Below are 13,695 nucleotides of genomic sequence, written 5' to 3'. Positions count from 1 at the left end.
GAGGAGAAAGTAATGAAACAATATGTAATTTGCCAAATGATCAATGGAGAAAAATATTTAGCTGCTTATGCGGAGACGAAGCAAGAGGCGATTGAAAAAGCAGAACTGTTAGGATTAAGAACGGGAAATCGTTACATAGTTGTTACTGCAGAGGAAGCCGAAGGGTTAACGTACCCTTAAACAATGTCCGAGATTATATAAGAAGTAAATAAGCCTAGTAATATAAGAAATTACTAGGCTTATTTACTATTAAGTTGTTAAACGTTCTCGTATTTATATGCAAAGTAATAATATTATGAGTCAAGTTGACGGAAAAATCGATTTGTCTTTCGGTCTTGATTTCCTTTTCTATACTCATCGATATATTGCCTAAAGTTCCAAGCTTGTAAAAATGTATTAGCAGAGTTATAACCAGAATTGTAAAGCCATTCTTTTTCTTCCTTTGTCAGTTCAAAATTAGTACTTGTAATCGTTCCTGTTGGAATTGTAATGGTTCTTGCTTTTGATTCCTTATCTAAATGACGTAAATCGTGAGCTTGCATCATTGTTTTAAATAGTCCTTTGAACATAGAAATAGGCTCGTTATAGTGAGCAGGGTCAGCTTGAATCTCATCTTTTACAAAATGAAATCCGAAAGTCGGCCAGCGAGGAGCGGTAGGTGAATCGAAGATCCAAATTGGATAATTACTTAGAATTCCTCCATCAACCATATAACAAGGCTGCTTCCATTTTGGAGTTCTCCATTTTACGGGTTCAAAGAAGAAGGGGATTGTACTACTCATTCTTACCGCTTTAGCGATAGAGAAGCGATAATTTAAAAATCCGTAGTTTGGTAAGTCGTCAGGAAAGACAACCATTTTACCATTACTAATATCAGAGGCGATGATTTTTAGTTTGTTTAGATCTGGTAAATCAGTAAATAAATGAATACCTTTTTTTCGAAGTAATTCTTCAATCCATTCTTCTATAAATACATTAGAGTATATACCTAGAGTAGTCCATGCACTTAGTCCCTTACCGATAAAAGGAATTCTATCAATAAAAGTTCTTTTCGTAAATTTATTATAATCAATATCAGTTATAATCGTTTTTAACTCTGAACAAGAATATCCTGCCGCTAGGAGCGCTGCAATAATCGAACCAGCCGATGTACCAGCTACACGTTCCCATTCATAACCTTTTTCGGCTAACGCGCAAATTGCCCCGACATGCGCAATACCGCGCACACCGCCTCCTTCAAAAACACCATCAATCTTCATTAAACATACTTCCTTTCGAATGAAAGATTTGGAAATGGCAAAAAAGCACGTATTGTACGTGCTTTTTTTAAATAGTTTTTAAGTTTACTAGCAGCCTACAAAGCCGCCCCAACAGCTAGCTCCGATGATGATTAGAAGGATAAATAAAACGATTAATAAAGCGAAACCGCCGTAACCACAACCACCACAGCTACCGCCGTAACCGTAACCGCCGCAACTATATCCGTAACCCATGTGGAATTCCTCCTTATATTGAAAATGAAAATGAACGAGGGGAAAATGTACTGGAAGAACTAAAGAATTATCGTGTTTGTAGGAACAATGTATAGTATGCTTTTTTAAACTTGTTCGCGTACGAAGGATAAGCCCGTTTTTTGGAGGCTTGTTGATTTTGTAAAGAATGAAGTATAATCTTTGTACTATGATATAAATAAGTATGTAAATGTAAGGAGAATTTATGAATAAAAAAATTGAAGTATTAATTGATAAATATGAACTAACACACTTGAAAGAGGAACTTATTAATACTGTATTTCCTTGTATAAAAGTTGTGCCAAAGCAACAGGAAACTGTTGCGATAGGTAGTTCGAAAATGGGGGGAGTTCCTGATTTACCAGCTTTGTTTGAATATCCAAAGCATAAAGGAAAGCCACTACAATTTATCGTGCAATTTAACTTAAGTGATTTACAAAACGTTGGTATGGATCACAATCTTCCTAAGACGGGGATGCTGTATTTCTTTTGCATTGAAAATTATTTTGAAGAAAATGTGAATCTAACAGAAGCTGGGCGTGTACTTTATTATGATGTTCCTGTAGAGCAACTACGAAGAGAAAATGAAATACAAACGAAATATAACCAGTGTGCAATTACTTTTGAACTGACATACAAATTACCAGAGCTTTTCATTGAAGATGAGGCTGATTCAGATCGTTTCTTACAATTACTTGAAGAGCTAATTCCGGATAACTACGATAACCATCAAATGTTTGGTGAACCATTCTCTGTACAAGAAGAAGTGTTATATGAGACAGGAGAATATATGGGAGTAAACCCGCAGCAAATGACTCTTTTATTCCAAATTGATTCAGATCATAAAAATTGTAATATGGTTTGGGGAGAACTAGGGATGCTATATTTCTGTATTAGTAATGAAGATTTGAAAAATCAACGTTTTGAAAATACATGCTGCGTATTACAAACTTGCTAATGAAAAAAGGTTGTTCTTTTAAAAAGAACAACCTTTTTATGTGAATTAGTTAATATGCATAATCTCATATGACCTATACGAAAAAGTATTGTATACTCTGAAACTATACGATACTTTTTCGTATAGTTATAGAATGTAAGGAGTGACAAGATGGGAAAGACAAGCAAGTATGTGACAGCTGCCGCACTTTGTTCAACTATAGTAATGGGAGGCTTACAAGCGTCATCTGTATCTTATGCAGCTACAAATCCGACTGCAGTGACAGCACAATCAGATGTAAAGTTATTAGATGATTTCAGAAAAGAATTAAAAAAACAGATTGATAATCGAGAAGAAAATATTACAATCACATATAAAACAAAAGATAGAAATGCTAGAAATATTATGGATCAATTGTATGGTGAGTTTAATAAAATTGTAGATGCTGATGAGTATGTAAAATATAATGTAGCGTCTACTAGATATTCTATTAAAGGAATGCCAGGGAACTATACGTTTACACTGCAAGTAAAATACCGTGAATCAAAAGAACAAACTCAATATGTAAAAGCGCAGGCGAAAGCAATTGTTGGATCAATTGTAAAACCAGGGATGGATGAGCATGAGAAAGTAAAAGCTATTCACGATTACGTTGTGAAGCATGTGTCTTATGATACGTCTTATCAAGCGTATACAGCATATGAAGCGTTAGCGAATCGTTCTGCCGTTTGCCAAGGATATACTTTATTAACGTATGAGTTGTTAAAAGAGGCAGGTATTCAAAACCATATTGTAACAGGCACAGGAAATGGACAAGCTCACGCGTGGAATTTAGTGAACATCGAAAACAAATGGTATCACCTAGATACTACATTTGATGATCCAGTACCAGATAAAGCAGGGCGTATAACTTACTCATATTTTAATATGTCTGACGAACAGTTAAGTAAAGATCACGAATGGGATCGTAGCAAATATCCAGCGGCTACTACAAGTTATTTTGGTGAATTAACAAATAAAATAAAAGCTGGTAGCTCAAAAACTATCATATATGAGCAAATGTTAAAAGAAACAAATTTACAATACTTATCTGCAGAATACGGAGCAGAAAATTATAATGAATTTAAGCAAAAGTTGCAGCAAAAGTTTGCAGCAAAACCAGAAAAAGTAGAAGTACGGTATAAGCAATCCATGGATGGAACGATGCAAGATATAAAGAAAGTATTAAATGAAATAAATTGGCCAAAAGGTGCAAAGCATGTGTCTTATCAAGTAGCACCTTATAGTGCACTGGCGGGTTATTCATTGGCGACAATTACATTTACGTATTAAGAAATGAGAAAGAGCATCTGTAAAAGATGCTCTTTTTATATTTGTTGATCACTTTAAAATATTGGGAATTATGTGATAAAATAAAAAGGAGAGGATGTGAATGCTGAATGAACTTGTTCGAAAGTAATATTTTTACATTGATATATACTTGTTTAGTAATCGGACTTATCGTTTTGTTTTTCATATCATTTACTTTGTTTATTAGAAGAGTATTACAAAGCAGTGCTGCAAAGAAACACCACGTGATTAATATGAACCAGAAGCTAGATCGAATTATTGAATTGCTTGAAAAAGATAAGAAATAGCGATAGAAGAAGTATGAAAAGGGGAAAGAGAATGGCCAATTATATAAAAGAATTACGTGAAAAAGTAGGGCATGATTATGTTTTCTTAAACTTTGCCGGTGGTAGTGTATTTAATAAAGAAGGAGAAGTATTACTGCAAAAAAGAGGAGACTTTAACGCTTGGGGCTTTCCAGGTGGCGCAATGGAGATAGGAGAATCGGCTGCGGAAACTGCAATCCGAGAAATAAAAGAAGAAACAGGGTATGATGTAGAAATAAATGAGCTTATTGGAGTGTATACAAAATATTTTCAATCATATCCAAATGGAGACAAGGCACAGTCAATTACGATGTTCTTTTCATTCTCAATAGTTGGAGGCGACAAAAAAGTAGATGGTGATGAAACGTTGGATTTGAAGTTTTTCCCGTTAGACGACATGCCACCGTTATTTTGTAAACAGCATGAAGATTGCCTGCAAGATTTATTGGAGAAAAGAGTAGGGGTATATCGTTAACATATAAAAAAGAAGCTAAATGAGATTAGCTTCTTTTTTATGTTTTATTTATTTCCACCAATCATCAAACATTGACGCTGGTACTTGTCTTTTATGCTCACTCACTGTGTAACGTTTTTCAATTTTCTCTGCAACGTCAGCTGGAACTGCTTTACCTTCTAAATAATCATCTAATTGATCATAAGTAATACCTAACTCTGTTTCGTCAGCTTGACCTGGTTTTTCATCTAATAAATCAGCTGTTGGCATTTTTAAGTAAAGTCGCTCGTCTGCACCTAACTCTTGTAATAATGCACGTCCTTGGCGCTTCGTTAATCCCGTTAATGGTAATAAATCTGCACCACCATCTCCGAATTTTGTAAAGAACCCTGTTACAGCTTCTGCAGCGTGATCTGTTCCGATAACAAGTAGCCCTTTTTGTCCACCAATTGCATATTGAGTAACCATACGGATACGTGCTTTCACGTTACCTTTATTGAAATCTGTTAATGATTCACCCAATAAGTTTTCATATTGATTTGAAAAAGCATCAACAGTTGAAGCAATATCAAATGCAACAGATTGATCTGCTTGGATGAATTGTAATGCTAATTGTGCATCATCTTCATCTTTTTGTACTTTATAAGGAAGACGTACGGCGATAAACGTTACATTACCACCTTCGTTACGAATTTCTTCAACTGCAAGTTGTGCTAAGCGTCCTGCTAATGTAGAGTCTTGGCCGCCGCTAATACCAAGTACAAATCCTTTTGCGCCTGTTTTTTTTACATAATCTTTTAAGAAATCAACTCGTTTACGAATTTCAACTTTTGGATCAATTACAGGCTGAACATGTAATGCTTTCATAATCTGTTCTTGTAATGTCATTATGTTTTCCTCCTATTCATATTAAAGCGGTAAATAAGTTTATATGTATAATGGTACATACTTCTATCCTTTATTATTTCGCAAAACTAACGAATATACAATAGGATGTGTGTATGAATATGAATGTAGTCATTATAAATAAAGTACTACGTATAAGCAATTTTTTTAAACCTTTCAAAACTGTAAGGTTTTTGTCATTTGAATCGATGGAAGGTATTTCCGTACTTTACTAATATAAAAACATAGTTAGTAGAAAGAAGGGCGGAGAAGTAATATGAACATTAGAGAACTCGCATATCGGAATGTAACGCGAAATAGACGGACATACTCAGCCTATTTTTTGAGTAGTGCATTTGCTATTATGGCCTTTTTTGTGTATTCATTTTTTGCGTTTCATCCGGCATTAAGTGCAGGAGAATTGGGTCAGTACGTATTCGTAAGTATGTCTTTTGCACAGTCTATTATTTACTTATTTACATTCTTCTTTATTTTATATTCGATGGGAATGTTTTTAAAAACGAGAAAGCGTGAGCTAGGAATTTTAATGATGCTAGGTATGACGAAATATCAATTAAAGCGTCTTATCTTTTTTGAAAATATTATGATTGGAATAGGGGCAATTATTTTTGGTATTCTTTCAGGTATGTTATTTTCAGGGGTATTAATATTTGTCGCCCCGATGATATTAAAACTAGATATCTCCTTATCCTATTACATACCGATGAAAGCAATTGTTGTAACGAGTATTATGTTTTTCATATTATTTATGATCATATCATTGTTTAGTGCAGGAATGATTCGTAAAAATAAAATTATGAAGTTGTTTAGAGGTTCAGCAGAGGCAAAACCGGAACCGAAAGCATCAATCATTTCTTCAATATTAGCAGTAGTATTGCTTAGTGCTGGCTATGTAGGAGCTCTTCTATCGCATGGCGCAATGGTATTTATTATGATGATTCCTGTTACAACGGTAGTTATTATTGGGACGTATTTGTTGTATAAGCAGCTGAGTGTCTTTATTATTCGATTATGTAAAAAAAGTAAACGTTTCTATTGGACACAGACTAATATTATTACGTTATCAGATTTAGCGTATCGCATGAGAGATAACGCAAGAATGTTCTTTATTGTAACCATTATTTCTACTGTAGCATTTTCAGCAATAGGGACATTAGTTGGCTTCGCATCCATGACGAAAGGGATAATGGAGAGACCAATTGCGTTTCATTACCATTCTAAGCAAGGGAATAGTAACGAATCACAACATATACAAATGATTGACAAAGGATTAAAGAAACATAATATAGCAGCTTCAAAAACTAATATTTCGACAAAGAAAACGGAGGAACAGTCGTTAAGAAGCGCCACTTTTATAAAAGAATCAGACTATAAGGAATATGCAAAGTTAACAGGAGAACCATTTAATACTGTAGCAAATAAAGAGGTTGTATTTTTGTCAGCTGATATACCAGGGCCAGCGATGAAAGAAAGAAAAGAAATTACTTTACCCAATATGAATGAAAGTTTAAAGGTGAAAAAAGTTACTTCATCTTCATTGGGGAAAATATTAAGAGGAAATGTTTATGTAATCTCTAATAATCAATATGATTCATTACAAGATGGATTTATAGAGACAAAAGATTATATGTATAAAACTGAAAGAACGAAAGATGAGATTGAAATTGGTAAAGAGCTTACTCATCAAATTAAACCGTATCAAGAACAGTCAACGTTTAGTGCGGAAGAGTACGAACAAAACCAAAGTTTACAAATTGCAGGACCGATTTTATTTGTAGGTTTCTTTATTGGTATAGTATTTTTCGTTTGTGCAGGAAGTTTCCTTTACTTCCGTTTATTCGCCGATTTGGAGGATGATGTTCGCTTGTTCGAAATGATTCGAAAAGTTGGATTGACGAGTGGGGAATTATCGAAGGTAGTTACAATTCGATTGGCGCTTTTATTCTTCGTTCCAATTGGTGTTGCAACATTACATGGGGCAGTAGCCTTAACTGCGTTAGGGCAAATGTTTGAGTACTCATTGTTTAAAGAAAATACAGTTGTATTAAGTATTTTCATAGGTATTCAAGTTGTATACTTCTTACTTATAAGATCCCGTTATGTAAAACAATTGAAAGAGAGATTACGTATGCATTAAATGTGTTTTTTTAACTCGAGTACAAAATTTTCTAAAAAGAGGCAAGTATTGCCAAAAAGTGATAAAATGGAAAAAGCGAGGTGAAAAAAATTAATATAGAGTAAGGGGGGAGAAATATGAAAGCAACAGGAGTTATTCGAAAAGTAGACGAATTAGGACGAATTGTTATCCCTAAAGAATTACGCGATGTATTGGGAATACAAATCAAATCACCGCTTGAAATTTTTGTAGAAGCAGATAAAATCATTTTACAAAAATATCAACCTTACAATGCTTGCCAAATCACAGGTGATGTTTCAGAACAGAACATATCATTAGCTAATGGAAATATTACTGTTGGGATAGAGGGAGCGGAATATTTAGTAAAAGAAATAGAAAAGTTTTTAAACAAGAGTGAGGTTTAGTCTTAATTTATATTATTTTTCAAATTACATATCATTCTTTTAAAAGAATGTAAGAGGACCATTAATTGGTCCTCTTATTTTGGTTATTAGTTGAACGACATGGGGTGTTACTTCCTACAAATCATAGGGAAAATAAAAAAGTAGTATAGAGTTAGTAAATGATGTTGAGAAATATTTGAAAAGAAGGAAAACAAAAAGAATAAAACGAATGTTACATTTACACGTATTCAAAAGTGGTCTGAAATGAAAATAATACATTTTCAGGAGGGATTACGATGAGTAGTACAGTGAATAAACAAAAAGGTATACAATTGATTCCGTTTACCGTAAATAAGGTGGTAGAACAAGTAAATGAAATTCCACCAGGTGTACAAATGATTCACGCTCCGCAAGTATGGGAAAAAAGTGTGAAGGGGCAAGATGTAGTCGTTGCCGTATTAGATACAGGGTGTGATACTAATCATATAGATTTAAAGGATCGTATTATCGGCGGAAGAAATTTCACAAAAGATTATGAAGCTGATCCAAATGTGTATCTTGATAATAACGGACATGGTACTCATGTAGCGGGGACGATTGCCGCAACTGAAAATGGTGTCGGTGTATTAGGAGTTGCACCACTTGCTAAAATGTTAGTATTAAAAGTTTTAGCGGGAGATGGTTCTGGAAGTTATGAGCAAATTATTGAGGCAATTCATTATGCTGTAAATTGGAGAGGGCCGAATCAAGAGAAAGTGAGCATTATTTCAATGTCACTTGGTGGTCCGCAAGATGTTCCAGAATTACATGAAGCAATTCAAAATGCGGTAAAGCAGGATGTTCTCGTTGTATGTGCTGCTGGAAATAATGGAGATTGCGATGATGAAACAGAGGAACTAGATTTCCCAGGTGCTTACTCTGAGGTAATTGAAGTTGGTGCTGTTAATTTAGAGCGGAAGATTGCATGTTTTAGTAATTCAAATCAAGAAATTGATCTAGTAGCGCCAGGTGATGAAATATTATCTACGTATCCAGATGGGAAATATGCTGTGTTAAGTGGAACTTCCATGGCGACGCCGCATGTTGCTGGGGCGCTCGCCTTGCTCATTAAACAGTGTGAGAAAGAATACGGTCGAAAGTTATCAGAGCCGGAAATATATGCACAACTCATTAAAAGAACTGTACCTTTAGGGTACGAACGTACATCTGAAGGGAATGGATTAATAGATTTATTAAAAGAATAGCCATATTAAAAAACATCTCATATTCATATGAGATGTTTTTTAATATGGCTCTGTCGCATGTAATACAACTTGTAACAAACCTGGGAATCTAGCATTTAAATCTTCTTCACGAATTGAAATGAAACGTTGTGTTCCTTCAAGGCGTGTGTACATAACACCTGACTCACGTAAAACTTTGAAATGGTGAGATAAAGTTGATTTCGCAATAGGAATGTTTAAAGCACCACAAGATTGTTCATTTTGCTCTAGTAACATATTTACAATTTGTAAACGAATTTGATCGCTAAGTGCATATAAGACAGAAGAAAATTGAATTTCTTCTCGATTTGGATGATAGAGTGTACGCATATTTCACCTACTTGTATAAGTTAAGATATTTGCACTATAACATATAAAGTGATATATTTCTATTGTTCGAATATATTCGAACAATAGAAATATAGGGGGAGAAAAAATGAAGTATACAAAATTGCAAAAGGCAGGATTAAATATTTCAAAGTTGGGTTTAGGTACAAATGCAGTAGGGGGACATAATTTATATGCTAATGTGAATGAAGAAGAAGGAAAGCAATTAGTAGAAGAAGCTATTCAGCAAGGGATTACATTTTTTGATACAGCAGATTCATATGGTGTCGGTAGATCTGAGGAATTGGTAGGAGAAGTATTAAAGGGAAAACGCCATAAGTTTATACTTGCTACAAAAGGTGGAATTCAACCGTTATTAAATGGAGAAACGTATATTAACAATGAACCAAGTTATTTAAGAAATGCTGTGGAGAATAGCTTAAGAAGATTACAGACTGATTATATTGATTTATATTATTTACATTTTACAAATCCTGAAACAAGTTACATAGATTCAATCGGAGAGCTTACTCGTTTAAAAGAAGAAGGGAAAATTCGTTCAATTGGAATATCGAACGTAAATATAGAACAATTAAAAGAAGCGAACCAACATGGTCATATAGATGTTGTACAATCTCCGTACAATATGTTAGAACGTACGGCTGAGGAAGAACTGTTGCCGTATTGTATAGAAGCGGGTATCTCATTTATTCCATATGGGCCTCTTGCTTTTGGAATATTAGGCGGGAAATATACAGAAGGTTTTAAATTAAACAAAGTCGATTGGCGCCAAAATGTAAATCTATTTGAAGAAAATACATATAAGAGTAACTTTAAGAAAGTGGAAAAGTTAAAAGGGCTAGCTAAAGAAAATGATATTGAAGTGTCTCATTTAGCGTTAGCATGGTTATTAAATAAAGAAGGAATTGATACTGTTATACCTGGTGGAAAGCGGGCAGAGCAAATAAGAGAAAGTGTGAAAGCGGTACACGTTTCATTGAATGAAAGAGTCATGAAAGAAATCCAATCTATTTTAGAAGATTAGTGAAACAGAGGGATAGTACCCTCTGTTTATATAAGGAGAAGGTCTAAATGAACAGAGTACTAGCTGTATTTTTCACGATAATGTTTATGATCGGTACAGATACTTTCTTAATTTCACCACTGCTGCCGACATTACAACAGGTGTATCATGTTTCAACTGAGCTGTCAGGATGGATGGTGAGTTCGTATGCTCTAGGGTATGCTGGATTTGCGCTTATCGCTGGTCCTATATCAGATGGATTAAACAGAAAAAAAGTGATGGTACTAGGTATGAGTTTTTTTGCAATAAGTACGTTTTTGTGTGGAATTGCACCGAGTTTTTTATGGATGCTAACATTTAGATTTTTAGCAGGTGTAAGTGCAGCTTTTGTATCTCCACAAGTGTGGGCATCCATTCCGCTCCTTATAGAGAAAAAGCAAATTGTGAAAGCAATTGGGGTTGCAACAGCAGGGTTATCAATCTCTCAAATTTTAGGGCTGCCACTAGGAGCTTATTTAGCAACGATACATTATACAATCCCATTCTATTTCATTGGTATATTATCAGCACTACTTGTCATTCTTATTTATGTTGTATTACCAGAAATACAGTCGGTTCATATAGGTGGAAATAAAAAAGTTATTTTACAGCGTTATAAACAATTACTTACAGATTCAAAGGTTTCACTTTCTTATTTTGCATACTTTGTTTTTCAAACCGGAAATTTTGCTGCATTTTCATTCTTTGGTGTATGGCTTTCCATGCAATTTGGCTTACAGGTTCATGAAGTAGGTACGGCTATGCTTGTACTAGGATTAGGAAATTTAGCTGGTAATATTTTTGGCCCTAGACTTGTAAATAAAATTGGATACAATCTTTCTTTCTATGTTGGAATTGTATTTACGGCAGTGTTATATGTAATACTTCCCTATTTAAAGAATCTTATTTTTGTTGAATTCTTTTTCTTTGTTTTATTTTTTGTGACAGGAATTTTGTTTGTATTAATGATGGGACATTTACAAAACATGTCTACTATAGCACGGGGAACAGGTGCTGCCCTTGCTAACGCCTCGATGTACATTGGTCAAATGATTGGTGCGGTAATAGCAGGAATGTTATTTGCAACATCTCACAATTTTATACTAGTAGGTAGCTTTACTGCGTTATTATATGTTGTAGCTTTATTTCTGTTTAGAAAAAGTGAAAACATTAGTAAAGATAATGAAAAAGGAATTGCATCATAAAGTTTTAGCAAATCAAAAAACAATTTTTTAGGATAAGTCTAAAAGTTGCTTTTTGATTGCTTAGTTGCTGTATTTTTAATAATTCGTCGTTGAGCTGTATGATTGAAAAGGATTTGTAATAAAATTATGGGAAAATAAAAAACCCCTAAATAGATAGGGGTTTATATATCGGCATATAGCTCCTCGGAAAAGGATATACCTAGTTTAACATATAGGAGTACTTATTATTGTGAAATAGATGTGAAAGTAATGTGAAAAATGTTGTAATAAAAAGCACTGTTTTAGCTAATGTAGCTAAAACAGTGCTTTTCTCTTTGATTGAACAGTTGCAGCATTTTCATCATGTATACCTGCATCTTTAATAATTCGTTGTTTTGCTTTATTTAATAGATGGTTTACTGCTTCACCAAAATAGTTAGCTTCGCTTTTTGTGCGGGCTTCTCGTAAACATTTATAGTTTTCTAGCAGTTCCTCTTTTTCGGAGTTTGTTAAGAAATCTTCTATTTTCTTTTTTGTCATACGAAACACCCTTTCTCCTGACAAACGACGCAATAGAAAATATTTATTTCTCATTATAACAATAATTTTAAAAGAAAGTATACATTAACGTCGCAATAATTTGTCAATTTCTTGAATCTTCTCATCAGCTTTCCCAATTTGTGTATTTTTAGCCTGTTCGCCACCAAGAGCTTGATGTAGTAAGAAAGTTTGACCGGAAATAGCAGTTACAATGGATACTTTTATAATTTCTTTTATTGCGGTGACATCGAATAAAACGAGTCCAAGAAGTGCAGCTAGGCTACCGGTAAAAACATCAGTTAAAAATCCAAAGTGAAAAAAAGTTTTCAAACGGCGTGGAAGCAATAACTTACCTTGGTTATTGATTAGATGGGAAACGAAGCCAGTAATGCCACCAACGAGAACAGCGGTTAGCCATTGATACATTTCCATCGAATCCACTCCTTTTAGTGAATAAGATTCGATTATTTTATATTGATTCCTTTTAATATTTCATATAAGCATATTGAGAAAGTTTGTTTGGGTATATTTTGTATTCAATTTAATTATAACAGAAAATTCCGATAGATTTCAGTCTATTATATGAATCATTTTTACAATAATATGAATGCAGAAAGGGGTGCGTCATATGAATATAGATTATCGAATAAGAAGTGTAGATGGTTATACAAAAAAAATAGGGGAATTAGTAAGCATGCTTGAGCATACGAGAGCTGTAACATTAGGCGAAGTAAAAAATTTATCAGTTGAGCAATTAGATTTAATTATGCAGAGCAGCGGAAATTCAATTGGCGCCTTATTAAAGCATATAGCAGCTATTGAAAAAGTTCATCAGCTTATTTCATTTCAAGATCGTGACTTTACAAAAGAAGAATTAGAAATATGGGAAGATGCATTGTATTTAGGGGAAGCAGGTAGAGCGATCTGTGGTCATGAAATACAGTATTATGTACAACTTCTACAAAGTGTTCGAGAAGAATCTCTGAAGTATTTAAGTGAACAAGGTAATGAGTGGCTCATGTCAGAAAGAAAGTGGCCTAACGGTGTAGTATATAACCAGCACTATCTTTGGTTTCATGTGCTAGAAGATGAAATTAGTCACCGAGGACAAATTAGAATGCTCAAAAACAAGTTATTTGAAAATTGCGTTAAATGATGTAGCTTTTTATAGGAGAATTCCATATAATGAGAGTAATTAAAATAAGAACGGGGTGATGTATTATGGCGAAAATAACTTATATGAATAATAAACCAAATACAAAGGTGGATGGAAAGGGCGAAACGATATAAGTGAGCGCACTATCCTTCCACTTAGCTTAAACTAGGGAGGATATCA

General features: G+C 34.0%; 17 protein-coding genes. 11 read left to right on the top strand and 6 right to left on the bottom strand.

Features of this window, described 5'->3' with window-relative positions; translation table 11 throughout:
• The first annotated feature begins 12 nt into the window (after positions 1-12).
• Complete coding sequence (locus tag MR170_RS13105) at positions 13-180, top strand: DUF3933 family protein (RefSeq protein ID WP_050843318.1); 168 nt, start codon at positions 13-15, stop codon at positions 178-180.
• Between the two features lie 113 nt (positions 181-293).
• Here the strand turns inward: MR170_RS13105 and MR170_RS13100 are convergent, their stop codons facing one another.
• Positions 294-1,259 (bottom strand): patatin-like phospholipase family protein, encoded by a 966-nt coding sequence (locus tag MR170_RS13100; protein WP_242308401.1) that lies wholly within the window; start codon positions 1,257-1,259, stop codon positions 294-296.
• A gap of 87 nt (positions 1,260-1,346) precedes the next feature.
• On the bottom strand, positions 1,347-1,493 hold the full coding sequence (locus MR170_RS13095) for a YjcZ family sporulation protein (RefSeq protein WP_000540425.1): 147 nt from the start codon (positions 1,491-1,493) through the stop codon (positions 1,347-1,349).
• Positions 1,494-1,716: 223 nt separating this feature from the next.
• Between MR170_RS13095 and MR170_RS13090 the strand changes: the two genes are divergently transcribed.
• From MR170_RS13090 to MR170_RS13075, 4 genes are all read left to right on the top strand, one after another.
• On the top strand, positions 1,717-2,469 hold the full coding sequence (locus MR170_RS13090) for a YwqG family protein (protein WP_242308400.1): 753 nt from the start codon (positions 1,717-1,719) through the stop codon (positions 2,467-2,469).
• A 150-nt stretch (positions 2,470-2,619) separates the two neighbouring features.
• Positions 2,620-3,780, top strand: coding sequence for a transglutaminase domain-containing protein (locus MR170_RS13085; RefSeq protein ID WP_242308399.1), 1,161 nt, complete (start codon positions 2,620-2,622; stop codon positions 3,778-3,780).
• Positions 3,781-3,887: 107 nt separating this feature from the next.
• A complete protein-coding gene (locus MR170_RS13080) occupies positions 3,888-4,085 on the top strand; it encodes a DUF4083 domain-containing protein (protein ID WP_001048102.1) in 198 nt (65 codons plus the stop codon).
• Between the two features lie 31 nt (positions 4,086-4,116).
• Positions 4,117-4,578, top strand: coding sequence for an NUDIX hydrolase (locus MR170_RS13075; protein ID WP_016081980.1), 462 nt, complete (start codon positions 4,117-4,119; stop codon positions 4,576-4,578).
• Positions 4,579-4,626: 48 nt separating this feature from the next.
• Here the strand turns inward: MR170_RS13075 and nadE are convergent, their stop codons facing one another.
• On the bottom strand, positions 4,627-5,445 hold the full coding sequence (gene nadE, locus MR170_RS13070; RefSeq protein WP_000174904.1) for an ammonia-dependent NAD(+) synthetase: 819 nt from the start codon (positions 5,443-5,445) through the stop codon (positions 4,627-4,629).
• A 274-nt stretch (positions 5,446-5,719) separates the two neighbouring features.
• On the opposite strand from nadE, the gene MR170_RS13065 reads away from it, so the two are divergent.
• The 3 genes from MR170_RS13065 (at position 5,720) to MR170_RS13055 (ending at position 9,227) form a co-directional block, all read left to right on the top strand.
• The gene (locus MR170_RS13065; protein ID WP_242308398.1) at positions 5,720-7,600 is read left to right on the top strand and encodes an FtsX-like permease family protein; all 1,881 of its coding nucleotides are present in this window, start codon (positions 5,720-5,722) and stop codon (positions 7,598-7,600) included.
• Positions 7,601-7,716: 116 nt separating this feature from the next.
• On the top strand, positions 7,717-8,004 hold the full coding sequence (locus MR170_RS13060) for an AbrB/MazE/SpoVT family DNA-binding domain-containing protein (protein WP_000648324.1): 288 nt from the start codon (positions 7,717-7,719) through the stop codon (positions 8,002-8,004).
• A 275-nt stretch (positions 8,005-8,279) separates the two neighbouring features.
• Entirely contained in the window at positions 8,280-9,227 is a 948-nt protein-coding gene (locus MR170_RS13055) for a serine protease (protein WP_043935044.1), read from the top strand.
• 39 nt (positions 9,228-9,266) lie between these two features.
• Here MR170_RS13055 and MR170_RS13050 read toward each other — a convergent pair whose 3' ends face one another.
• On the bottom strand, positions 9,267-9,575 hold the full coding sequence (locus tag MR170_RS13050; RefSeq protein WP_242308397.1) for an ArsR/SmtB family transcription factor: 309 nt from the start codon (positions 9,573-9,575) through the stop codon (positions 9,267-9,269).
• Positions 9,576-9,681: 106 nt separating this feature from the next.
• On the opposite strand from MR170_RS13050, the gene MR170_RS13045 reads away from it, so the two are divergent.
• Positions 9,682-10,617, top strand: coding sequence for an aldo/keto reductase (locus tag MR170_RS13045; protein ID WP_242308396.1), 936 nt, complete (start codon positions 9,682-9,684; stop codon positions 10,615-10,617).
• A 47-nt stretch (positions 10,618-10,664) separates the two neighbouring features.
• Positions 10,665-11,840, top strand: a complete 1,176-nt coding sequence (locus MR170_RS13040; RefSeq protein WP_242308395.1) for an MFS transporter — start codon at positions 10,665-10,667, stop codon at positions 11,838-11,840.
• A gap of 294 nt (positions 11,841-12,134) precedes the next feature.
• Here MR170_RS13040 and MR170_RS13035 read toward each other — a convergent pair whose 3' ends face one another.
• Together MR170_RS13035 and MR170_RS13030 are read right to left on the bottom strand one after the other, a co-directional pair.
• The gene (locus MR170_RS13035) at positions 12,135-12,359 is read right to left on the bottom strand and encodes a hypothetical protein (RefSeq protein ID WP_000162602.1); all 225 of its coding nucleotides are present in this window, start codon (positions 12,357-12,359) and stop codon (positions 12,135-12,137) included.
• An 84-nt stretch (positions 12,360-12,443) separates the two neighbouring features.
• Positions 12,444-12,791 carry a DUF4257 domain-containing protein gene (locus tag MR170_RS13030; protein WP_000426321.1) on the bottom strand — a complete coding sequence of 116 codons (348 nt, stop codon included), beginning with the start codon at positions 12,789-12,791 and terminating at the stop codon, positions 12,444-12,446.
• A gap of 196 nt (positions 12,792-12,987) precedes the next feature.
• Between MR170_RS13030 and MR170_RS13025 the strand changes: the two genes are divergently transcribed.
• Positions 12,988-13,515, top strand: a complete 528-nt coding sequence (locus MR170_RS13025; RefSeq protein WP_242308394.1) for a DinB family protein — start codon at positions 12,988-12,990, stop codon at positions 13,513-13,515.
• The last annotated feature ends 180 nt before the right edge of the window (positions 13,516-13,695 follow it).

Origin of the sequence: Bacillus cereus group sp. BfR-BA-01524 (assembly GCF_022662595.1) — a bacterium.
In the GTDB taxonomy this organism is placed as follows: domain Bacteria; phylum Bacillota; class Bacilli; order Bacillales; family Bacillaceae_G; genus Bacillus_A; species Bacillus_A thuringiensis_S.
The sequence above is the reverse complement of the archived record's forward strand: the minus strand, read 5'-3'. Positions and strand labels throughout refer to the sequence as shown.